The following is a 21,449-nucleotide window of genomic DNA, read 5'->3' as shown; positions in this document are numbered from 1 at the left end:
TCACTGCAAGGAGCCGCTCGGAACGCCGATGCGCCAAATCTGGAAACCTTTTCGAGCGCTTTATTTTGCCTCGCTGATGATGTTGATCGGCTCGGGCTTGCTGAGTACTTACCTGGCCTTGCGCCTGGCTGCCGATCATGTCGACAGCCTGTGGGTCGGTGCGTTGATGGCGGCCAACTATTTCGGCTTGGTGCTGGGTGGCAAGATCGGCCATCGGCTGATTGCCCGGGTCGGGCATATCCGCGCCTATTCGGCCTGTGCCGGGATCGTCGGTGCGGCGGTGCTGGGCCATGGCCTGGTGGACTGGCTGCCCGCGTGGCTGTTTCTGCGGGTTATCGTCGGCCTTGGCATGATGTGCCAGTACATGGTCATCGAAAGCTGGCTCAACGAGCAGGCGGAAGCCAAGCAGCGGGGCATCGTGTTCTCCGGCTACATGATCGCCTCCTACCTGGGGCTGGTGTTGGGTCAGCTGATTCTGGTCATGCACCCCGGGCTGGGTCTGGAGCTGCTGATGCTGGTCGCCCTGTGCTTCGCCCTGTGCCTGGTGCCGGTGGCCCTGACCCAGCGGATTCACCCGGCGGCGATGCACCCGGCGCCGATGGAGCCAAGGTTCTTCATCAAGCGCGTGCCGCAATCGTTGAGCACGGTGCTCGGGGCGGGGTTGATCGTCGGTTCGTTCTACGGTCTGGCGCCGCTGTATGCCTCGCAGCAGGGCTTGTCCACGGAGCAGGTCGGCCTGTTCATGGGTAGTTGTATTTTCGCCGGCCTGCTGGTGCAGTGGCCGTTGGGTTGGCTGTCCGATCGTTATGACCGGGCGTTGTTGATCCGCTGTTTTGCCCTCAGCCTGGCACTGGCCGCATTGCCGCTGGCGATCATGAAGCAGGTGCCGCTGGAGGTGTTGTTCATCGCCGGTTTCCTCTGCTCGTTGGTGCAGTTCTGCCTGTATCCGTTGGCGGTGGCATTCTCCAATGACCATGTCGAAGGTGATCGTCGGGTCTCCCTGACGGCGATGTTGCTGGTGACCTATGGCGTCGGCGCCAGTATCGGGCCGTTGGTGGCGGGGGTGCTGATGAAGCTGTTCGGCAGCCAGAGTTTGTACGCCTTCTTCAGTTTCTTCGCGCTGGTGCTGGTCTGGCGGATTCGTCCGAAAGCGGTCACCAATCTGCATCAGGTGGACGATGCGCCACTGCATCACGTCGCGATGCCGGATAATATGACGAGCTCACCGCTGGTGGCTTGCCTTGATCCGCGGGTCGATGAGCAAGTGGTGCAGGAGCAGATGCAGAACCCGGTCGAACCTGAACCTGAACCTGAACCTGAATCTGGGCCTGAACGTGAACCGGTGACTGAAACCGATTCGTCCGCGGATGACGAAGACCTGGGGCGTGAGCAAAGCTTCACCGAGGCTCGGCCTTAATATCCGGGCTAAAAAAACGGGCAGTCACCGTAAGGGGCTGCCCGTTTTTTATTTGAGCGCTGTATCAGAAGTCGTCTTTGTCGAAGCGCCGGGCCTCGCGTTGAAGCTGATAGACGAACCGCTCGACCTGACGCTGCACCAATCCGCTCATGTTGTGAAAGCGCACGCCGGCGAAGGTGGTGGAGATTCGTTCTTCGAAATGCAGGTATCGCAACTCGACGGGAGCCGTCATCTTGCCAAAGGGCAGGGCGGCGGCGAAGCGGTCGTAGACCTGGCCCAGCTGCAGGCGGCTGCTGATGTCGCCGTCGAAGCGCAACTTGCAGCCAGTGGCGGAAATATCCAGCAATTTGCCGCTGATCGGCGCCTTGAGCTTTTCACCGTCCAGATCGACGCTGACCAGTTGTGCCAGTTTCAACGCGGCGCGAAAGGCATTGCGGCGCTGGTGATAGACCACTTGATCGGGCAAGGGGCCGCGGTAACAGCGGGTATCGCCGGACTCGTCGATGGTCAGGGGGCCGTTGCTGTCCCAGGCAATGCGCACACCGTCGTGGAAGCCTTCGACCTTGAACGGTTCGCCCGCCAGCAGGAAGCGCTCGCCATCGCGGGGAATCATTTCATCGAGGACGATCGTTTTACGTTCACGGTCGATGTCCACCAGATAGCTCTGGAAGCGCTGGCTGCGCTCGTGGAACGTAATGATCAGCGGATCATGGCTGTCTTGCAGCTGGCGCAGGTTGCCGGAGATCTCCAGAGGCGTGGTAAGCACCTTGGGTGGCTGCGGAGCATCTTCCGCATTTAAGGCATTGGACACGGTTCATCAATCTCCAGACAAAATATGACTGCGGCTGGCCATGATTTTGCCAGCATGTTTGCTGTCTTGATAGGCGTATGTATCAGCAGGTTCACGCCTGACTGAGGGCGCGCGGCTTCACCAGCGTGGAGAAGGATCCGCTGGCATTGTAGAGGGCCGGTGGCTCTGCGCCGGTGAGAATTTTCAACTGGGTGGCCGTGGCGGCCTGCTGCATGACGATCGACTGGCCATTTTTCAGGTTGGCGGCCTGGCATTGGGCCAGGAGGTCGGTCAGCGCATCGCTTTGTGCCAGTAACTGGGCACCAACGCTCGATTGGCTGGCCAGTTGCTCAAGGCCCTGGCGGTTGGCGGGCAAATTGAGACTGACGAGGATTTCGCTGCGCTTGCGGCCATGCTGTTCGAGCAGAACGATCAATGCCTGTTTCTGCGCCAGAATGTCTTCGAGCAGTCGCATGTCACGACCGTGCAGGGCGAGGGACTCGGTTTGCAGCAACTCAAGCAATTGTTGCGTTGGAGCAAAGTCGTCGGTGATCAATTGCAGCAGATTAGTGTCGTGCATGGCTGGCCTTGGGTTTTAAGCGTCCAAAAGCCTGGCGCAGGCCGTGGCCTAGCGCTGGGCTTCGAAGTTGAGCAGTTTGCTGGCGACACGGTTGCTGTCGACTTTATAGCTGCCATCGGCAATCGCTGCTTTCAACTCGGCCACTCGGGCTTTGTCGACGGCAGGCTGATCGCGCAGCGTGTCAGTGACCTTCTGCAACTGTTGAGCCTCATTGCTGATGTGTACCGATTCCCCGCTTTTGACGGTACCGGCCTGTTCGGCCGCGGTACTTTGCGGTGCCGATTTACCTGGTTCGGCGGTTTCCCTGGCAGCACTGGTACGTGTACTGCCCGTCAATGACGAGGAGCTGTTCAATCGGTTGAAATCGATGACCATGATAAAAAACCTCGGGGTATTTGGACGCTTGCCATGTTTTCGGCCATACCCGGTAAAACTTTAGGCTCATTTCTCAATGAGCTTGCGCGCGCCAGCGCTTGCCATGCATGCAGGACAGTTTAGGGAACAGTCGAGCGACGCGCCACATCTTCACAAATACGCAGCCCTACATGGCCACTTCCACCTGTCCAGGCGCGATGACTTGCGCCTTGATGACCCGTTGGGAGTTAAGGTTCTTCACTCGAATCTGTTCACGCATGCCGCCGTTGGACAGTGCTTCACCGGGCATGCGCACGCTGAGCGTACCGCTGCGGGCGGTAATCACCACCTGGTCGCCCTTGCTGATGACTTCGGCCTGTTCCAGATGTACCAGGGTAACGACCTGGTCAGCGACCATTGGTCGGGTCAGTTTCTGCCCGATCGCCTGCTCCACCGAGGTCAGGTACCCCTGGTTGATCAGACTGATGTCACGCTCACGCAAGGTCACGTCATCGGGCTCGACAATACCTGTGCGGCGAAGGGGGCGAGTGGTGGTCACGATGTCGCGAAACAAGCGCACTTGAGCGGGCACGAAGACGGTCCAGGGGGAGGCGCCCTCGCAGCGAACCTTGACCGTGACCCGGCCCAGCGGCTTGGCCGGGCTCTCGAGGGAGGCTGTCAATTCCCTGTCGCACATCGGCATGCGCAGTCGCGGGTCGAGCGGGTTGACCTGGATCTCGTAGCGGCCTTCCGTTTGGCTGCTCGCCAGATAGTCTTCGACGGAGAATTCAAGAAAGCCCTGAGTGACGCCGATAAGCATGTCAGGCAAGGTAACCGTGTCGGCAACGGCAGGGCCGCCGGTGTTGAACAGGCACACGGCCGCCAGCACGCCGCGCCATTGGCGGCAGTTGGAGGTCAGGCGTCGGAAAAATGTCGGGTCTGGGTTCATAAGGGTTGAAAAGCAAGCGCCGTGCCGTTTAGTGATGAATGTGCGTCGCAACACACTTAGCGTTGGAGTAGGAGTCTGGGCATGGCTGGTGTAATGGATTCGGTAAACCAGCGCACGCAACTGGTGGGGCAGAATCGCCTTGAGCTGTTGTTGTTCCGTCTCGACGGTCAGCAGCTGTATGGGATCAACGTATTCAAGGTTCGTGAGGTGCTGCAATGCCCCAAGCTGACCCTGATGCCCAAGTCCAATCCTGTCGTGTGCGGTGTGGCGAGTATTCGAGGGGCGACTATTCCGATTCTCGATCTGGCGATGGCGACCGGATCCGGTCGGTTGCGTGATCAAAGCAATCCCTTCGTGATCATCACGGAGTACAACACCAAGACCCAGGGGTTCCTGGTGCGCTCGGTTGAACGCATCGTCAACATGAACTGGGAGGAGATCCATCCGCCGCCCAAGGGCACGGGACGCGATCATTACCTGACGGCGGTGACCCGGGTCGACAATCAGTTGGTCGAAATCATCGATGTGGAGAAGGTGCTGGCGGAAGTGGCGCCGACCCCGGAGGCGATTTCCGATGGCGTGGTGGATGGCGACACCCGGCACAAGGCGTTGTCCTTGCGCGTGTTGACGGTCGACGACTCGTCGGTGGCGCGCAAGCAGGTTTCGCGTTGCCTGCAAACGGTCGGCGTTGAAGTGGTGGCGCTGAACGATGGCCGGCAAGCGCTGGATTACCTGCGCAAGTTGGTCGAAGAGGGCAAGAAGCCGGAAGAAGAGTTCCTGATGATGATTTCCGACATCGAGATGCCGGAAATGGACGGGTACACCCTGACGGCCGAGATCCGCAACGACCCGCGCATGCAAAAGCTGCATATCATCCTGCATACTTCGTTGTCGGGTGTGTTCAATCAGGCGATGGTCAAGAAAGTCGGTGCCGATGACTTCCTGGCCAAATTCCGTCCTGATGACCTGGCATCCCGGGTAGTCGACCGGATCAAAGCAGCAGACTTCAGCTAGGGGCCTTCTGTCCCTGGCGGTCAACACGATTTAAGAGGCGGTATCTTGTCTACGGGTAATTTGGATTTCGAACAGTTCCGGGTCTTCCTGGAAAAAGCCTGTGGCATTTTGCTCGGTGAAAACAAGCAGTACCTGGTCGCGAGCCGTCTCAACAAACTGATGGAGCTGCAAGGCATCAAGTCCTTGGGTGAGCTGGTCCAGCGCATCCAGACCCAGCCGCGCAGCGGTTTGCGCGAAAGCGTGGTTGATGCCATGACGACCAACGAAACCCTGTGGTTTCGTGACACCTATCCGTTTGAAGTCTTGAAGAACAAGGTGCTGCCCGAAGCGATCAAGGCCGCGCCCGGCCAGCGTCTGCGGATCTGGTCGGCGGCGTGCTCGTCGGGTCAGGAACCGTATTCGCTGTCGATGTCGATCGATGAATTCGAGCGGGTCAATCTGGGCCAGTTGAAAATGGGGGCGCAGATCGTTGCCACCGACCTGTCCGGCACCATGCTGACCAACTGCAAGAGCGGCGAGTACGACAGCCTGGCCATCGGCCGCGGACTGTCGCCCGAGCGCCTGCAGCGCTATTTCGACCCCAAGGGACCGGGGCGCTGGGCCATCAAGGCACCGATCAAGAGCCGGGTGGAGTTCCGCTCGTTCAACCTGCTGGACAGCTACGCGAGCCTGGGCAAGTTCGACATCGTGTTTTGCCGCAATGTTCTGATCTACTTCTCCGCCGAGGTGAAGAGAGACATTCTGTTGCGTATCCACGGCACGCTGAAGCGCGGCGGTTATCTGTTCCTTGGCGCTTCCGAAGCGCTGAACGGTTTGCCGGATCATTACCAGATGGTTCAGTGCAGTCCGGGGATTATTTACCAGGCGAAGTGATTGAGTGACAGTCAAAAAACGGGAGTTCTCAGCGGCTCCCTTTTTTTTGCCCAATGAATTCCCGCCGACACCACGCCCCCTGTAGGAGCCGGCTTGCCGGCGAAGGCGTCCGTCCAGTCGACAAACAGGTTGGCTGACCCACCGCCTTCGCCGGCAAGCCGGCTCCTACAGGGACATGGTGGTGTTTCGCTAATGGGGGTGAAGCGGCAGAAAAGCGGCAGACAGCGGAAACCGGTTGCCGCTTTTCTGGCATTGCCGGCTTGCCCCTGCCCGCAAAGCCCCGGTTCACGGGCTTTTTTTGAATTGGCACGACGCTTGCTGTTGCAAAGTCATCCTACGAAAAATCAGGTCACCTGAAGGTTTCCGACATGAGCATCAGCTTCGATAAAGCGCTCGGTATCCACGAACAGGCCCTGGGCTTTCGCGCCAAGCGCGCCGAAGTCCTGGCCAATAACATCGCCAACGCCGACACCCCGAACTACAAAGCCCGGGACCTGGACTTCTCGGCAGTGCTCGCCGCACAGAACGAGAAGACCAAGAGCGGCTCTTTCGCCTTGAACATGACCAACAGCCGTCATATCGAAGCTGAAGGCCTGGGTAGTGGCGATGAGTCGCTGCTGTATCGCACGCCGATGCAGGCGTCGATCGACCAGAACACCGTGGACGCTCAGCTCGAGCAATCGGCCTATGCGGAAAACTCGGTCAACTTCCAGGCCAGCTTCACCCTGCTCAACAGCAAATTCAAAGGGTTGATCTCAGCCCTTCGTGGAGAATGATTCATGTCCCTCGCCAGCGTTTTCAACATTGCCGGTAGCGGCATGAGTGCCCAGACCACTCGCTTGAACACCGTCGCCAGTAACATCGCCAACGCCGAGACCGTCTCGTCAAGCATCGACCAGACTTACCGCGCGCGTCACCCGGTGTTCGCCACCATGTTCCAGGGCGCCCAGAGCGGCGGCGGGGATTCGCTGTTCCAGAACCAGGACGCCGGCGGCCAGGGCGTGCAAGTGCTGGGCGTCGTCGAAGACCAGAGCAATCTGGACGCACGCTACGAGCCGAACCATCCGGCGGCTGACGCCAAGGGCTACGTCTATTACCCCAACGTCAACGTGGTGGAAGAAATGGCCGACATGATTTCCGCGAGCCGTTCGTTCCAGACCAACGCCGAGATGATGAACACCGCCAAGACCATGATGCAGAAGGTCCTGACCCTGGGTCAGTGATAGGGGACGACTCAGATGAGTGTGATTGATACCTCCAGTGGTTTGAACCTCAACGACATCCTGGCCAACTCCTCGATCAAGACCCATACCAATACCGACGGCCTGGCGTCGGCAACGGACAGCGCCACAGGCAAAAAAGCTTTGGGCAAGGATGCATTCCTGCAGTTGCTGGTTACCCAGCTGAAAAACCAGAATCCGCTGGAGCCGCAGGACAATGGCGAGTTCGTCGCTCAATTGGCGCAGTTCAGCAGCCTGGAGGGGATCACCTCGCTTAACGACACGGTGACGGGCCTCGCCAGCAACTACAACTCGTCCCAGGCATTGCAGGCTTCGTCGCTGGTGGGGCGTTCGGTCATTGCGCCGAGCGACAAAGCCGTGGTCGACACGTCCAAGAGTATGACCGGCACGGTGGTGATCCCGGATTCGGTAGCCGGCGCCACCTTGAAAATCAGCGACAAGGACGGCAAGACCGTTCGCACCATCGACCTGGGCAGTCAGTCGGCCGGCAATGCCAGCTTCATCTGGGACGGCAAGGACAATTCAGGCAAAACGGTTGAGTCAGGTACTTACACCTTCGCCGCTGCGACCACCATCGATGATCAGGCCGTGGCGCTGATCACCTATCTCCCGGCGACCGTCAACAGCGTGACCATCAGCCAGACCGGCGGTGAGTTGATGCTCAACCTGGCCGGACTGGGCAGCATCGCCCTGTCCAAAGTACAAACCATTGGTATGTAGAGCCGACTAACACGGCACAGAGGAGTGGAATATGTCTTTCAATATCGGCCTTAGCGGTCTCTATGCAGCCAACAAACAACTGGACGTGACCGGCAACAACATCGCCAACGTCGCGACCACCGGTTTCAAATCGTCCCGTGCCGAATTCCAGGACGTTTACTCGGCGAGCAAGCTGGGGACCGGCAGCAAGGCCGTCGGGAGCGGGGTGCGCCTGGCCAACGTTGCCCAGCAATTCACCCAGGGCGACATCAACAACACCGGTAATGTGTTGGACATGGGCATCAACGGCTCCGGCTTTTTCGTATTGAATAACAGCGGTTCGCTGTCCTACACCCGCGCCGGTACGTTCAAGGTCGACAAGGAAGGCTACGTTACCAATACCGATGGCACTTCGCGTCTGCAGGGTTACGGTGTGGATGCCAATGGCAAGATTCAGAACGGTGTGTTGACCGACTTGCGCATCGATACTTCGAACCTGGCGCCGAAGTCCACCAGCACGGTGTCTTCGACGATCAACCTGAACTCCACGGCTGATGTGATCGATCAGTCGATTACCGCCAACAAGTTCGATCCGTCCAAGCAGGCCACCTTCACCAAGCAATTCAGCACCCCGGTTTTCGACAGCCAGGGCAACCAGCACGTCATGGATCAGTACATGGTCAAGACGGGCCCTAATACCTGGGACTCCTACACCCTGATCGATGGCCGCAACCCGGATGGCAGCGACCCTGTGGCCACTGCTACGCCCCCCGTCGCTTCGACCATGAGCTTCGATTCGAGCGGCAAGCTGGTTTCGGTCAGCACACCCGTGACACCACCGACCGTTCCGCCCACTGCGACTATCAGCAACGATTTGAAGATCACCGGCTGGACTCCGGGCACTGTGACCGCCGGCGTCTGGAAGGCCAACGGCGCCGCCGCCAACCCGGAGGGCGTGACTGTCGCGATGGGCAGCACGACGCAGTTCAACGCCGACACCGCGCGTACGATTCCTGCCCAGGACGGTTACGCCACCGGTCAGATCACCAGCTTGAGTATCGACGGCAGCGGGGTATTGCTGGCCAACTTCAGCAACTATCAGACCAAGCCTATCGGTCAGATTTCGCTGGCCAGTTTCACCAACGAACAAGGTTTACAGCCTATTGGTGGCTCCAGCTGGAAGGAATCCTATGCGTCGGGCATTCCCGGCTTTGATGCGCCGCAAAGCGGGACCCTGGGTGTGATCGAATCCAACGCCCTGGAAGAGTCCAACGTCAACCTGACCAACGAACTGGTCGACTTGATCAAGGGGCAGAGCAACTACCAGGCGAATGCCAAGACCATCTCAACCCAGAGCACCATCATGCAGACCATTATTCAGATGGCGTGATATTGGTTGGTTGAATGCTTTGCAAGGAGCCCCTCGCGAGTGGGGCTTTTTTGTGGCCGGGATTTTTGTCAGGAACAAGGTTTTTGTTGATTGCGCGGGCCCCATCGCGGGCAAGCCCGCTCCCACAGGATTTTGTGTCGTTCGTAACAGCCGTGAGCGACGCCAAACCCTGTGGGAGCGGGCTTGCCCGCGATGGGTGCGGCCGGGCCACCGTTTTTCTTGAGACAAAAGAAAACCCCCGACAAACCAGAGGCTCATCGGGGGTTTCCTGGTAAGTACCTGGAGGGCGCCTACCGGCTCAGCTTATTGGCAAGCTTCGCAATCCGGCTCGTCGATGGCGCACGCCTTCGGCACTGGAGCAGGGCCGGCAGGTGCAGCCAGGACCGAATCTTCACCGTGGTTGCCGCCGCTGGAAACCGCGTTCAGCTTGCCGGTGTTGATGGTCGACTTCTCGGTGCTGGTCGCGGCCAGCGCACGGAGGTAGTAGGTAGTTTTCAGGCCACGGTACCAGGCCATGCGATAGGTCACGTCCAGCTTCTTGCCCGATGCGCCAGCGATGTACAGGTTCAGCGATTGAGCCTGGTCGATCCACTTCTGGCGACGGCTTGCTGCGTCAACGATCCACTTGGTGTCCACTTCGAACGCCGTCGCGTAGAGCTCTTTGAGTTCTTGCGGGATGCGCTCGATCTGCTGCACCGAACCGTCATAGTACTTCAGGTCGTTGATCATGACCGAGTCCCACAGGCCGCGAGCCTTGAGGTCGCGAACCAGGTACGGGTTGATCACGGTGAATTCGCCCGACAGGTTCGATTTCACATAGAGGTTCTGGTAGGTCGGTTCGATCGACTGCGATACGCCAGTGATGTTGGCGATGGTGGCGGTCGGTGCGATGGCCATGATGTTGGAGTTGCGAATGCCTTTCTGCACGCGGGCACGAACCGGCGCCCAGTCCAGGGATTCCTTCAGGTCGACATCGATGTACTGCTGGCCACGTTGTTCGATCAGGATCTGTTGCGAATCCAGCGGCAGGATGCCCTTGGACCACAGCGAACCCTGGAATGTCTCGTAGGCGCCGCGTTCGTCGGCCAGGTCGCAGGACGCCTGGATCGCGTAGTAACTGACCGCTTCCATCGACTTGTCGGCGAATTCGACGGCAGCATCGGAACCGTAAGGAATGTGCTGCAGGTACAGCGCATCCTGGAAGCCCATGATGCCCAGGCCGACCGGACGGTGCCTGAAGTTGGAGTTCTTCGCTTGCGGCACCGAGTAGTAGTTGATGTCGATCACGTTATCGAGCATGCGCACGGCGGTGTTCACGGTGCGTTGCAGCTTGGCGGTGTCGAGCTTGCCGTTGACGATGTGGTTCGGCAGGTTGATCGAGCCCAGGTTGCAAACAGCGATCTCGTCCTTGTTGGTGTTCAAGGTGATCTCGGTGCACAGGTTCGAACTGTGAACCACGCCGACGTGCTGCTGCGGGCTGCGCAGGTTGCACGGGTCTTTGAAGGTCAGCCATGGGTGGCCGGTTTCAAACAGCATGGACAGCATCTTGCGCCACAGGTCTTTGGCCTGGATGGTCTTGAACAGCTTGATCTTGCCAGGGTACTGGGACAGGGCTTCGTAGTACTCGTAGCGCTCTTCGAAGGCCTTGCCGGTCAGGTCGTGCAGGTCCGGCACTTCCGATGGCGAGAACAGGGTCCACTGACCGTCATCGAAGACGCGCTTCATGAACAGGTCAGGGATCCAGTTGGCGGTGTTCATGTCGTGGGTACGACGACGATCATCACCGGTGTTCTTGCGCAGTTCGATGAACTCTTCAATGTCCATGTGCCAGGTTTCCAGGTAGGCACAGACTGCGCCTTTGCGCTTGCCACCCTGGTTGACGGCCACTGCGGTGTCGTTCACCACTTTCAGGAACGGAACAACGCCCTGGGACTTGCCGTTGGTGCCCTTGATGTACGAGCCCAGTGCGCGCACCGGGGTCCAGTCGTTGCCCAGCCCGCCGGCGAATTTGGACAACATGGCGTTGTCGTGGATCGCGTGGTAGATGCCCGACAGATCGTCCGGCACGGTGGTCAGGTAGCAGCTCGACAGCTGTGGACGCAGGGTACCGGCGTTGAACAGGGTCGGGGTCGAAGACATGTAGTCGAAGGACGACAACAGGTTGTAGAACTCGATCGCACGGTCTTCCTTGTTCTTCTCTTCGATCGCCAGGCCCATGGCCACGCGCATGAAGAAAATCTGCGGCAGTTCGAAGCGGATGCCGTCCTTGTGGATGAAGTAACGGTCGTACAGGGTTTGCAGGCCCAGATAGGTGAACTGCTGATCGCGCTCGTGGTTGATCGCCTTGCCGAGTTTTTCCAGGTCGAAAGTGGCCAGGACCGGGTTCAGCAATTCGAATTGGATACCCTTGGCGATGTACGCAGGCAAGGCCTTGGCGTACAGGTCGACCATTTCGTGGTGGGTCGCGCTTTCGGCCACTTCCAGGAAATTCAGGCCTTCGGCACGCAGGGTGTCCATCAGCAGGCGGGCGGTCACGAACGAGTAGTTCGGTTCGCGCTCGACCAGCGTACGGGCGGTCATCACCAGGGCGGTGTTGACGTCGGTCAGGGCCACGCCGTCGTACAGGTTTTTCAGGGTTTCACGCTGGATCAGGTCGCCGTCGACTTCTTCCAGGCCTTCGCACGCTTCGGTGACGATGGTGTTCAGGCGACCCATGTCCAGCGGTGCAAAAGTGCCATCGGCGCGGGTGATGCGGATCGATGGGTGAGCATCCACCGCGGCCTCGGCCGGTGCGTGGGCGGCGCGTTCCTTGGAGCGGCCGTCACGGTAGATGACGTAGTCGCGAGCCACTTTCTGCTCGCCGGCACGCATCAGGGCCAGTTCGACCTGGTCCTGGATTTCTTCTATGTGGATGGTGCCGCCCGATGGCATGCGACGCTTGAAGGTCGCGGTGACCTGCTCTGTCAGGCGGGCAACGGTGTCGTGGATTCGCGACGAGGCGGCAGCGGTGCCGCCCTCAACTGCGAGGAACGCTTTGGTGATGGCGACGGTAATCTTGTCATCGGTGTAAGGAACGACAGTGCCGTTACGCTTGATCACGCGCAGTTGACCCGGCGCGGTCGCGGACAGATCCGAAGTCGAATCAGCGGCCTGCGGCAAGGTACCCTGCGGGTTCTCGCGAGTTGTGTCGGTTTGCATGGGGGGTTGTCTCCACATTCTCTATGTTTGTTTGGGCACCATCACGGTGCCCACCGTTCCGTCCTGAAGCACTACAACCGGCCAGGGGCCGGGCATACCAACTTCGGGACAGATCAGGAAGGGCTACAGTGCGCCGCTTCCATGCCGAAGTAATGTGGCTCCAGACCTTGTGCCTGGAACCGGGATCCTGTTGGGTGACAGTAACTGACTGCAACACCCGTACCGTTGTCGCCGTTTTCGGCTCGAGAACAGTAGCCAGCCGCATGCGCGGTTTGGTCTTTCGAAAATACGTTTGGTTCAACCTGACAGAGGCAATAAAAGCGCTTGAAATCGGTGTCTGGTTTGTGTTTGGTTTTTGATGCAAAACCCTACATGTAGGGTTTTTTTTTCGCCGGGCTACAAGATAATGCGTTTTTGGGGGGGTTGCAACGTACTACCTGTGGATAAACCTGTGCGTAAATTGTGTGTGAAAGTTGGAACGTGCGTGTAGGCCGCGACTCGACTGGATCGGACCGTTTTTCACCGATTTTCAATGTTTGAAAACGGTCAGTCGGATTTTTAAGGGCGCGAACCCTACCACAAAAAACCGGGCTGGCCGAACGCATTTACCCGCTTGTGTTCTCGGCGAGTGGCGTTTATACAATCGGCCACTGCAGATGCATTCTTATCCCCCATTGGTCATGACAAAAAGACGGGCGGATCCTTCCTTATTTCGAGTTGTTGGCACGCAGAGGTCACCGTGGAGCAAGAAGCCTGGCAGGTGTTGATTGTGGAGGACGACCAGCGTCTGGCCGAATTGACCCGCGAATACCTCGAGGCCAACGGTCTGCGTGTGTCGATCGAAGGCAATGGCGCCCTGGCTGCGGCCCGCATCATCAGTGAGCAGCCGGATCTGGTGATCCTCGACCTGATGCTGCCCGGCGAGGATGGCCTGAGCATCTGCCGCAAGGTCCGCGAGCGTTTTGACGGCCCTATCCTGATGCTCACGGCCCGAAGCGACGACACCGATCAAATTCTGGGCCTGGACCTGGGGGCCGACGATTATGTCTGCAAACCGGTTCGCCCCCGGTTGCTGCTGGCGCGCATCCAGGCTTTGCTGCGGCGCAGTGAAGTTCCCGAAACCAGTCCGGAAAAGCTCCGGCGCCTGCAATTCGGTCCGCTGGTGGTGGACAACGCGTTACGCGAAGCCTGGCTCAATGACAACGGCATCGAGCTGACCAGCGCCGAGTTCGACCTGCTCTGGCTGCTGGTGGCGAATGCCGGGCGCATTCTGTCCCGGGAAGAAATATTCACCGCGTTGCGTGGCATCGGCTATGACGGTCAGGATCGCTCCATCGACGTGCGTATCTCGCGCATTCGCCCCAAGATTGGCGACGACCCGGAGCATCCGCGGCTGATCAAGACCATCCGCAGCAAAGGCTATTTGTTCGTGCCAGAGGCCTGCACCCTGTGAATTCAATCTTCCTGCGCATCTACGGTGGCATGTGCGCGGCGTTGATTCTGGTGGCGGTCCTGGGCGTACTGGCTTTGCACCTGCTCAACCAGGTCCGCAGCGAGCAATACCGCGAACGCCTGGCCCACGGCACGTTTGCGCTGATGGCCGACAATCTGCAACCGATGAACCCGACGGAGCGCCACCGAACCCTGTTGGTGTGGGAGCGGCTGCTCGGGATTCCCCTGGCATTGAAGACCTTCGACCAGACCGGGCTCGACCTCACGCAGCGCACCCGCGTGCTGCGTGGTCAGGCGCTGGTGGAGCAGACCGGGCCGCACGCGGCAAAGGTTTACCGCCTGGTCAGTGACAAGGAGCAGCTTGTACTGACGGGCGAGGTGCAGCAGATCAGCGAGCAATTGGCGCGTGCGACCATTTACCTGCTGGCGGATGAACTGGTGCGCGTCCCGGTGGCCGAGCAGCCCAGGCGCCTGGCGCAATTAAAGGACGAGAAGGGCTTCGGCTTTGATCTGCAACTGGTCACGGTCGACCAGGCCGACATGGACGAAGACCAGAGCCGTCGGGTGGCCGAAGGCGATACGGTGATGGCCCTGGGCAAGGGCGGCGACTCGATCCGGGTGTTTGCCGGCATGGTCGGCACGCCCTGGGTCCTGGAGATCGGGCCGCTGTATCAGATGAATCCTTACCCGCCGGAGTGGCTGGTACTGATCGCGGCGCTGGGCTTGAGCCTGATCGGTTTGATCGTCTATTTATTGGTGCGTCAGCTGGAGCGCCGCTTGCGTGGCCTGGAAGCCGCGGCCACGCGCATCGCCAAGGGCAGCCTGGAAACCCGGGTGCCGGCACGCGGAGCGGACTCGGTGGGGCGCCTGGCTTCGGCGTTCAATGGCATGGCCGAGCATTTGCAGCAGCTGTTGGCGATTCAGCGCGAACTGGTACGCGCCGTGTCCCATGAGTTGCGCACCCCGGTGGCACGCCTGCGTTTTGGCCTGGAGATGATCGGCTCGGCCACCACCCCGCAAGCACTGGAAAAGTACCGCGAAGGCATGGACCATGACATCGAGGACCTCGATCGACTGGTGGACGAAATGCTGACTTATGCGCGCCTGGAACAGGGCTCGCCGGCGTTGAACTTTCAGCGGATCGACCTGGATGCCTTGGTCAATCAGGTGATCGAGGAACTGGCACCGTTGCGGGCCGACATATCGGTGCGACGCGGCCTGTGCCTGTCGGCCGCCGATTGCGACGATGCTTGGGTCGAGGCCGAGCCACGTTACCTGCACCGGGCGTTGCAGAATCTGGTGAGCAATGCCATGCGCCACGCTCAATCGCGGGTGACTGTCAGCTATCAAGTGGGTCAGCAGCGCTGTCGGGTGGATGTCGAGGATGATGGGCCGGGCGTGCCGGAATCGTCGTGGGAGAAAATCTTCACCCCGTTCCTGCGCCTCGATGACAGCCGCACCCGTGCCTCGGGCGGGCATGGGTTGGGGTTGTCCATCGTGCGGCGGATCGTCCATTGGCATGGTGGCCGGGCGTTGATCAGCAAGAGCAAGAGCCTGGGTGGGGCTTGTTTCAGTTTGAGTTGGCCGCGGAATCAGGAAAAACGATGAAATCTTCGTTGCGATGAGGCCCTCCCAAACACCGAAAATGTTCAGGCCTTGATGCTGACCAGACTCAACAACTGCCCATCCATCACCCCGAACTGCGCATCCAGCTCAGTGCCACTGCGCCATTCGCTGGACAGGTCGGCGAGCAGCCGCAGCCGCACTTCACCCCGCTCACTCCACTCCAGCACTTCAGCATGTTCAAAATAAAACCGCTGCCGAACGATCGGGTACAGCGCCTTGAACAAACTTTCCTTCACCGAGAACGTCAGGGTCACCAGCAGTGCCAGCTGATCCCGACGGCCTGCGTTCATACGCTGTAGCTCTGGCGCGGTGAGGATTTCCTCGGACAGGCGTTCGGCCCGGTCAGGGTCGAGCAGGTTTTCCAGGTCCATGCCCAGCCCGCGCCAGTGGCTTTTCTTCGCGACGATCGCCGCCGCCCGGCCGGTACTGTGGGTGATCGAGCCGGTGATATGTGCCGGCCACACCGGTGCCCGGTCTTCACCGATGGCCGGGACAAAGTTTAATCCTTCCAGTGCTTGCAAGGCCGCCCGGGCGCAGACCCGTCCGGCGAGAAACTCCGCCTGGCGCTTGGCGACCGAACGCTGGATGCTGGCCGGCGGCTCGATGGCACTGCGTTGAAAATCATCTCTGGCCAGTTGTGCGGTGTCGAAGTGAGTGCCCAACAGAACGGTATCGGGCAGCACGAAGGGGAGCGGCCAATCGGCTTCAAGTGGGGCGCAGCAGACGGGTAGGGCGGGGGCGTAATTCATGTCGGCATTTTGCCGGGTTGGCCGGGTGCTGGGTAGTCCTGGCGTAAACCGCGGTCAGCCAAAGATCTTCTTGAAGAACGCCTGCATATCCGCCCACGATTTTTCATCCGCCGCCTTGCTGTAGCCGATGTCAGGTCCGCCGTGATCGCCATGGCCGAGACGATCCGCCTCGGGATTGCTGAACCCGTGCCGGGCGCCTTCGAGGCTGACGAATTGATAGTCGGCCCCCGCCTTGTCCATCTCCGCCTTGAACGCCGCAACGTTATCCTGGGTGACCATGCTGTCCAGGGCGCCATGCTCGACCAGGACTTTGGCCTTTACGCTGCCTGGCGTCGCCGGTGTCCTGGTCGCCAGCGCGCCGTGGAAGCTCACCACGCCCGCCAGAGGCACGCCCTGACGTGCCGCGTTCAACACCACCGCGCCACCGAAGCAATAACCGATCGCCGCGATTTTTTGCGGATCGGTTTGCGTCTGTTTCTTCAGGAGGTCGAGACCGGCCTTGAAGCGTGCGCTGGCAGCAGCACTGTCTTTCAACGCCGCCTCCATGAACGCCATGGCGTCCTTCGGATGTTCGGTGTTCTTGCCATCGCCATACATGTCGATGGCCAGGGCGCTGTAGCCCAGGCCGGCCAGTTCCCGTGCACGGCGCTTGATGTAGTCGTTGAGCCCCCACCATTCGTGCACCACGACCACGCCCGGACGCTGACCCTTGATGGCATCGTCGTAGGCGTAATACCCGATCAGCCGGGTGCCGTCGCTGCTTTGGTACGGGATTTCCTGAGTCTTGATGGCGGCCTGGGTCAACCCGCTGACGGCCAGCAAGAAGAAGGCAAAGAGCATACGCATGATCGAGTCTCCTGCAGGAAAGTCGTCGAGACAGCTGGGTGGATCTGGTTCAGCTCAGGTTAAGCGCGTGTTCAGGGGGCGTTCAGGGCGAGGTCAGTAATCTTGCCCCGTAGCCAAACAACACGTCACTCACTAGGAGTTTCACCCATGACTGGATTCAAAAAACTGCTTCTGGCAATTACCGTAATGGGCGCGAGCACGGCAGCGTTCGCCTCCGATGACAATTTCGTCGGCCTTACTTATGGACAGACCAGCGACAAGGTCAAAAAGTCCCGCGCCTTGAGCGATAACCTCGACCGTCCGAATGCCAATGGCGTGATCGACAAGGACAATACCTGGGGCTTGCGCCTGGGTCGGCAAAACAGCCAGGGCCGCTACTACGCCACTTACGACAATGTGTCGGGGTCGCACAATGGCATCAAAATGCGTCAGGAAAACCTGCTGGGCAGCTACGATCTTTTCTACCCGGGCGGCGGCAGCACCAAGCTGTTCGGCGGCGTCTCGGCGGGGTTGACCAAAGTGAGTCAGGAATCGACAGGCTTCAGCCGCGACACCAACGTCGGTTACACCTACGGTGCGCAGGCGGGTGTTTTGCAACAGGTTTCGCGAAACACGTCGGTTGAACTGGGTTACCGTTACCTGCGCACCAATGCCGGCACCGAGATGCGCGACCACAGCGGCAGCAAACAAGGTTCGTTGAGCATGAACAGCAGTTCCCAGGCGTACATTTCCGCTAACTACGCTTTCTGAAAAGCGTTCGCGACAGGCCGGTACCGGATCAACCCAGGAGGCTGGTCCGGCGTCGTCCTGTCAGGCATCGAAGCGTGCCGTTTGTGTCTCACGACGTTGATTGGCCCGGGAGGGCGTTATGAAACTGCTGGTCGTCGAAGATGAAGCGCTGTTGCGCCATCACCTGCAAACCCGCCTGACGGATAGCGGCCACGTGGTCGAATCCGTGGCCAACGCCACCGAGGCGCTTTATCAGGCCGAACAGTTCAACCACGACCTGGCGGTGATCGATCTCGGCTTGCCGGGCATGGGTGGGCTGGACCTGATCCGTCAGCTGCGCTCGCAGGGCAAGACCTTTCCGATACTGATCCTCACCGCGCGTGGCAATTGGCAAGACAAGGTCGAGGGCCTTGCGGCCGGTGCCGACGATTATGTGGTCAAGCCGTTTCAGTTCGAAGAACTGGAGGCGCGCCTGAATGCCTTGCTCCGTCGCTCCAGCGGGTTCACCCAGTCGACGATTGTCGCCGGGCCGCTGCTGCTGGACCTCAATCGCAAGCAGGCATCCCTTGATGAACAGCCGCTGGCGCTGACTGCGTATGAGTACCGGATACTCGAATACTTGATGCGCCATCACCAGCAAGTGGTGCCCAAGGACCGCTTGATGGAGCAGCTTTACCCGGATGATGGCGAGCGCGATCCAAACGTGATCGAAGTGTTGGTCGGCCGCCTGCGCCGCAAGCTGGAGGGACCCACCGGCTTCAAACCGATCGATACCGTGCGTGGCCTCGGCTATCTGTTCAATGAGCGCTGCACTTGATCAGTTCTCTTCGGATACGTCTGATGCTCGCCGCCACCCTCCTGGCGGTATTGTTCATGCTGGCCTTGCTGCCGGCGATGCAGGGCGCGTTCAGCCTGGCATTGCAGGATGCCATCGAGCAGCGCCTGGCGTCGGACGTCACCACGTTGATCTCGGCCGCGCGGGTAGAGAACAACCGTTTGCAAATGCCGGCGCAACTGCCCGACGAACGTTTCAATCTGGCCGATGGCCGTTTGCTCGGTTATATCTACAACCGTGAAGGTCGACTGGTCTGGCGCTCGAAAGACACCCTCGAAGAGAACATCAATTACACGCCGCGTTACGACGGCCACGGTAACGAGTTCGCGAGGATCCGCGAAGCCAATGGCCAGGAATTCTTCGTCTATGACGTCGAGGTCAAATTGCTCGGCGGCAAAAGTGCGGCATTCAGTTTTGTCGCCCTGCAACCGCTGCGCGACTACGAAACCACCCTTGAGGGCCTGCGGGAAAACCTTTACCTGGGCTTCGGCGCTGCCTTGCTGGTGTTGCTGGCGTTGCTGTGGATCGGTCTGACCTGGGGCTTGCAGGCGTTGCGCCGGCTGAGTCAGGAACTGGACGAGATCGAAAGCGGCACCCGCGAAAGCCTCAGCGAACAACACCCGAGCGAACTGCTGCGCCTGACCGGCTCCCTGAACCGTTTGCTGTACAGCGAGCGCGACCAGCGAAGCCGCTATCGCGATTCCCTCGATGATCTGGCCCACAGCCTGAAAACGCCGTTGACCGTGCTGCAAGGCGTCAGTGAGGACATGGCCCTGCGGCCGGCGGATCGCGATCAGGCCTGGGTCCTGCAATCCCAGATCGAGCGCATGAGCCAGCAGATCGGCTATCAGCTGCAGCGCGCCAGCCTGCGCAAAAGCGGACTCGTGCGCCATCAGGTGCGCTTGCGTCCGGTATTGCAGAGCCTGTGCGACACGTTGGACAAGGTTTATCGCGACAAGCAGGTGCGGGTGACACTCGATCTGCCGGAGCCGTGTCATGTGCCGATCGAGCAGGGCGCCCTGTTGGAGATGTTGGGCAATCTGCTGGAAAACGCCTATCGCCTGTGTCTCGGCGAAGTGCGGGTCAGCGTACGGGAGACCCTGGGCGGGATCGAGCTGTGCGTCGAGGATGACGGCCCCGGGGTGCCGCCGGATCAGCGTGCGCGGATTCTGCAGCGCGGCGAACGACTGGACCGCCAGCATCCGGGGCAGGGCATTGGTCTGGCGGTGGTCAAGGACATCATCGAAAGCTACAGCGCGAAGCTGACCCTGGATGATTCACCTCTGGGTGGGGCGGCGTTCCGGATTAAAATTCCGGTGGTATGACCTGAGTTTGATGTCGTTCTTTCGGGCCTCATCGCGGGCAAGCCCGCTCCCACAGGGATTTCTTTGGACACAGTATTTGTGAACGACAATGAACCCTGTGGGAGCGGGCTTGCCCGCGATGAGGCCAGTGAGTTCACCCTGGAGCCTGGCCCCGAAGCTCAGTTCCCCCGGGCGCGGTAGGCCCCCGGCGTCACCCCCGTCCACTTCTTGAACGCCCGATGAAACGCCGAAGGCTCGGAAAACCCCAGCTGCTCGGCAATCTGTTGCAACGACAGATCCGCACGCCCCAGGTGATAAATCGCAATGTCCCGGCGCAATTGGTCTTTGAGTTCCTGAAAGCTGGAACCCTCTTCACGCAAGTGTCGACGCAGCGTCTGCGGGCTGATGTGCAGGTGCGCGGCCACCGTTTCCAGGTCAGGCCAACAAGAACGGTCGCGGCTGAGCAAACGCCGCAACTGGCTACTCAGGCTGTCGCCATCATCCGGACGCGACAACAGGTCGGCGGGGGACCGTTCGAGGAAACGCTTGAGGGTTCGCTCGTCCTGCAACAGCGGCATATTCAGGTAGCGGCCGTGAAACAGCAGACTGCTCTGCGCCGCCTTGAACTGCAGCGGACAGGAAAACAGCAAGTCGTATTCCGCGCCGTGTTCGGGTCTTTGATAACTGAAGGTGGCCTGCTCCAGACGGATGCGCTGGCCGATCATCCAGCTGCCAAGCCGATGCCAGATCAGCAACAGGCTCTCGCTGAGGAAATGGTCCGGGTCCCACAGCTGTGCATCGTCGAGACTCAGGCGTACCCATTCGTCTTCGCGGGCCAGGCTCAGGCGCGGAGCCCCGGGGAACAGGCTGTAAAACAACAAGCCGCGATTGAGCGCGCTTTCCAGGCTGCGGCAGTGGATCACCGCATGACACATCATCGCGAAGCTGCCGGGTTTGCTGGGAGCCGACCCGAAACCCAGGTACTCGTCGTCCAGTGCCAGCCACAATCCCTGGATCAACCGGGCGAACTGCTCGGGCGCGATGCGGGCACGCGGCTCGTCGAGCATTTCGACGCTGATCCCCAGTCGCTGCAGCAGGTTCGAATAGTCGTACCCACGCTGGCGCGCCCCTCCCAGGGCAGCGCGGGCGAAATGACTGGCGATGGTGCGTTCGCGCATAGAGGCAGGTCCGTCTATCGAGCAGCGGATGTTAGCCGGGAGCACGGGCGATCAACAAGGCGGATATCCGCCAAATTACAGGACAGGGTTCGGTCGATTGGCGGGATTCCGCCACGCTGCTGCAACTGTCCTGAGCCCAGGAAAAACCTGTAACCCTTGATGTAATAAGGCTGTAGGACATTTCTCCAAAGGTGGCACGGGCCTTGCGATACAACCAGCAGATGC

Annotated in this window: 20 protein-coding genes; 12 read left to right on the top strand and 8 right to left on the bottom strand. The window is 60.0% G+C overall.

Features of this window, described 5'->3' with window-relative positions; translation table 11 throughout:
* Window positions 1-28: 28 nt before the first annotated feature.
* Complete coding sequence (locus tag J2W17_RS27310; RefSeq protein WP_307342154.1) at window positions 29-1,417, top strand: MFS transporter; 1,389 nt, start codon at window positions 29-31, stop codon at window positions 1,415-1,417.
* A 64-nt stretch (window positions 1,418-1,481) separates the two neighbouring features.
* Here the strand turns inward: J2W17_RS27310 and J2W17_RS27305 are convergent, their stop codons facing one another.
* The 4 genes from J2W17_RS27305 to flgA form a co-directional block, all read right to left on the bottom strand.
* Window positions 1,482-2,228 carry a flagellar brake protein gene (locus tag J2W17_RS27305; protein ID WP_307342151.1) on the bottom strand — a complete coding sequence of 249 codons (747 nt, stop codon included), beginning with the start codon at window positions 2,226-2,228 and terminating at the stop codon, window positions 1,482-1,484.
* A gap of 91 nt (window positions 2,229-2,319) precedes the next feature.
* Entirely contained in the window at window positions 2,320-2,787 is a 468-nt protein-coding gene (locus tag J2W17_RS27300; protein WP_307342147.1) for a flagella synthesis protein FlgN, read from the bottom strand.
* Window positions 2,788-2,835: 48 nt separating this feature from the next.
* Window positions 2,836-3,162 carry a flagellar biosynthesis anti-sigma factor FlgM gene (gene flgM, locus J2W17_RS27295; RefSeq protein WP_307342145.1) on the bottom strand — a complete coding sequence of 109 codons (327 nt, stop codon included), beginning with the start codon at window positions 3,160-3,162 and terminating at the stop codon, window positions 2,836-2,838.
* A gap of 166 nt (window positions 3,163-3,328) precedes the next feature.
* The gene (gene flgA / locus J2W17_RS27290) at window positions 3,329-4,090 is read right to left on the bottom strand and encodes a flagellar basal body P-ring formation chaperone FlgA (RefSeq protein ID WP_307342141.1); all 762 of its coding nucleotides are present in this window, start codon (window positions 4,088-4,090) and stop codon (window positions 3,329-3,331) included.
* A gap of 81 nt (window positions 4,091-4,171) precedes the next feature.
* Here flgA and J2W17_RS27285 point away from each other — a divergent pair, with 81 nt between their 5' ends.
* From J2W17_RS27285 to flgE, 6 genes are all read left to right on the top strand, one after another.
* On the top strand, window positions 4,172-5,104 hold the full coding sequence (locus J2W17_RS27285) for a chemotaxis protein CheV (RefSeq protein WP_307342137.1): 933 nt from the start codon (window positions 4,172-4,174) through the stop codon (window positions 5,102-5,104).
* A gap of 45 nt (window positions 5,105-5,149) precedes the next feature.
* Entirely contained in the window at window positions 5,150-5,977 is an 828-nt protein-coding gene (gene cheR / locus J2W17_RS27280; protein ID WP_307342135.1) for a protein-glutamate O-methyltransferase CheR, read from the top strand.
* A 368-nt stretch (window positions 5,978-6,345) separates the two neighbouring features.
* On the top strand, window positions 6,346-6,753 hold the full coding sequence (gene flgB, locus J2W17_RS27275; RefSeq protein ID WP_307342133.1) for a flagellar basal body rod protein FlgB: 408 nt from the start codon (window positions 6,346-6,348) through the stop codon (window positions 6,751-6,753).
* Between the two features lie 3 nt (window positions 6,754-6,756).
* Window positions 6,757-7,200: a flagellar basal body rod protein FlgC gene (gene flgC / locus J2W17_RS27270; RefSeq protein WP_307342130.1), complete on the top strand. Its 444-nt coding sequence runs from the start codon at window positions 6,757-6,759 to the stop codon at window positions 7,198-7,200.
* Between the two features lie 15 nt (window positions 7,201-7,215).
* Window positions 7,216-7,938 (top strand): flagellar hook assembly protein FlgD, encoded by a 723-nt coding sequence (gene flgD / locus J2W17_RS27265; protein ID WP_307342128.1) that lies wholly within the window; start codon window positions 7,216-7,218, stop codon window positions 7,936-7,938.
* Window positions 7,939-7,969: 31 nt separating this feature from the next.
* Window positions 7,970-9,307: a flagellar hook protein FlgE gene (flgE, locus tag J2W17_RS27260; protein WP_307342125.1), complete on the top strand. Its 1,338-nt coding sequence runs from the start codon at window positions 7,970-7,972 to the stop codon at window positions 9,305-9,307.
* A 303-nt stretch (window positions 9,308-9,610) separates the two neighbouring features.
* On the opposite strand, the gene J2W17_RS27255 is transcribed toward flgE, so the two are convergent.
* Window positions 9,611-12,505 (bottom strand): ribonucleoside-diphosphate reductase subunit alpha, encoded by a 2,895-nt coding sequence (locus J2W17_RS27255; protein WP_307342122.1) that lies wholly within the window; start codon window positions 12,503-12,505, stop codon window positions 9,611-9,613.
* A 739-nt stretch (window positions 12,506-13,244) separates the two neighbouring features.
* Here J2W17_RS27255 and J2W17_RS27250 point away from each other — a divergent pair.
* Together J2W17_RS27250 and J2W17_RS27245 are read left to right on the top strand one after the other, a co-directional pair.
* Complete coding sequence (locus J2W17_RS27250; protein WP_307342119.1) at window positions 13,245-13,958, top strand: response regulator; 714 nt, start codon at window positions 13,245-13,247, stop codon at window positions 13,956-13,958.
* The gene (locus J2W17_RS27245) at window positions 13,955-15,565 is read left to right on the top strand and encodes an ATP-binding protein (protein WP_307342116.1); all 1,611 of its coding nucleotides are present in this window, start codon (window positions 13,955-13,957) and stop codon (window positions 15,563-15,565) included. The genes J2W17_RS27250 and J2W17_RS27245 overlap by 4 nt, the downstream gene beginning before the upstream one ends.
* A gap of 41 nt (window positions 15,566-15,606) precedes the next feature.
* Here J2W17_RS27245 and J2W17_RS27240 read toward each other — a convergent pair whose 3' ends face one another.
* Complete coding sequence (locus J2W17_RS27240) at window positions 15,607-16,332, bottom strand: 4'-phosphopantetheinyl transferase family protein (RefSeq protein ID WP_307342113.1); 726 nt, start codon at window positions 16,330-16,332, stop codon at window positions 15,607-15,609.
* A 54-nt stretch (window positions 16,333-16,386) separates the two neighbouring features.
* Window positions 16,387-17,178, bottom strand: coding sequence for a dienelactone hydrolase family protein (locus tag J2W17_RS27235; RefSeq protein WP_307342110.1), 792 nt, complete (start codon window positions 17,176-17,178; stop codon window positions 16,387-16,389).
* 147 nt (window positions 17,179-17,325) lie between these two features.
* On the opposite strand from J2W17_RS27235, the gene J2W17_RS27230 reads away from it, so the two are divergent.
* The 3 genes from J2W17_RS27230 to J2W17_RS27220 all read left to right on the top strand — a co-directional run bounded on the left by J2W17_RS27230 (window position 17,326) and on the right by J2W17_RS27220 (window position 20,067).
* Window positions 17,326-17,928: a hypothetical protein gene (locus J2W17_RS27230; RefSeq protein WP_307342105.1), complete on the top strand. Its 603-nt coding sequence runs from the start codon at window positions 17,326-17,328 to the stop codon at window positions 17,926-17,928.
* 118 nt (window positions 17,929-18,046) lie between these two features.
* Window positions 18,047-18,724: a response regulator transcription factor gene (locus J2W17_RS27225; protein WP_307342102.1), complete on the top strand. Its 678-nt coding sequence runs from the start codon at window positions 18,047-18,049 to the stop codon at window positions 18,722-18,724.
* Window positions 18,721-20,067 (top strand): ATP-binding protein, encoded by a 1,347-nt coding sequence (locus J2W17_RS27220; protein WP_307342099.1) that lies wholly within the window; start codon window positions 18,721-18,723, stop codon window positions 20,065-20,067. The genes J2W17_RS27225 and J2W17_RS27220 overlap by 4 nt, the downstream gene beginning before the upstream one ends.
* Window positions 20,068-20,225: 158 nt before the next feature.
* On the opposite strand, the gene J2W17_RS27215 is transcribed toward J2W17_RS27220, so the two are convergent.
* Window positions 20,226-21,224 carry an AraC family transcriptional regulator gene (locus J2W17_RS27215; RefSeq protein WP_307342095.1) on the bottom strand — a complete coding sequence of 333 codons (999 nt, stop codon included), beginning with the start codon at window positions 21,222-21,224 and terminating at the stop codon, window positions 20,226-20,228.
* Window positions 21,225-21,449 lie beyond the last annotated feature (225 nt).

It is taken from the genome of Pseudomonas lini, assembly GCF_030812475.1.
In the GTDB taxonomy this organism is placed as follows: Bacteria; Pseudomonadota; Gammaproteobacteria; order Pseudomonadales; family Pseudomonadaceae; genus Aquipseudomonas; species Aquipseudomonas lini_A.
The sequence above is the reverse complement of the archived record's forward strand: the minus strand, read 5'-3'. Positions and strand labels throughout refer to the sequence as shown.

Bases quoted from the DNA above. Each gene is read 5' to 3' on its own strand.
- J2W17_RS27310 (WP_307342154.1), top strand. From the start codon at position 29: ATGCGCCAAATCTGGAAACCTTTTCGAGCGCTTTATTTTGCCTCGCTG.
- J2W17_RS27300 (WP_307342147.1), bottom strand. From the start codon at position 2,787: ATGCACGACACTAATCTGCTGCAATTGATCACCGACGACTTTGCTCCA.
- flgM (WP_307342145.1), bottom strand. From the start codon at position 3,162: ATGGTCATCGATTTCAACCGATTGAACAGCTCCTCGTCATTGACGGGC.
- flgA (WP_307342141.1), bottom strand. From the start codon at position 4,090: ATGAACCCAGACCCGACATTTTTCCGACGCCTGACCTCCAACTGCCGC.
- J2W17_RS27285 (WP_307342137.1), top strand. From the start codon at position 4,172: ATGGCTGGTGTAATGGATTCGGTAAACCAGCGCACGCAACTGGTGGGG.
- flgB (WP_307342133.1), top strand. From the start codon at position 6,346: ATGAGCATCAGCTTCGATAAAGCGCTCGGTATCCACGAACAGGCCCTG.
- flgC (WP_307342130.1), top strand. From the start codon at position 6,757: ATGTCCCTCGCCAGCGTTTTCAACATTGCCGGTAGCGGCATGAGTGCC.
- flgD (WP_307342128.1), top strand. From the start codon at position 7,216: ATGAGTGTGATTGATACCTCCAGTGGTTTGAACCTCAACGACATCCTG.
- flgE (WP_307342125.1), top strand. From the start codon at position 7,970: ATGTCTTTCAATATCGGCCTTAGCGGTCTCTATGCAGCCAACAAACAA.
- J2W17_RS27255 (WP_307342122.1), bottom strand. From the start codon at position 12,505: ATGCAAACCGACACAACTCGCGAGAACCCGCAGGGTACCTTGCCGCAG.
- J2W17_RS27240 (WP_307342113.1), bottom strand. From the start codon at position 16,332: ATGAATTACGCCCCCGCCCTACCCGTCTGCTGCGCCCCACTTGAAGCC.
- J2W17_RS27235 (WP_307342110.1), bottom strand. From the start codon at position 17,178: ATGCGTATGCTCTTTGCCTTCTTCTTGCTGGCCGTCAGCGGGTTGACC.
- J2W17_RS27230 (WP_307342105.1), top strand. From the start codon at position 17,326: ATGACTGGATTCAAAAAACTGCTTCTGGCAATTACCGTAATGGGCGCG.
- J2W17_RS27225 (WP_307342102.1), top strand. From the start codon at position 18,047: ATGAAACTGCTGGTCGTCGAAGATGAAGCGCTGTTGCGCCATCACCTG.
- J2W17_RS27215 (WP_307342095.1), bottom strand. From the start codon at position 21,224: ATGCGCGAACGCACCATCGCCAGTCATTTCGCCCGCGCTGCCCTGGGA.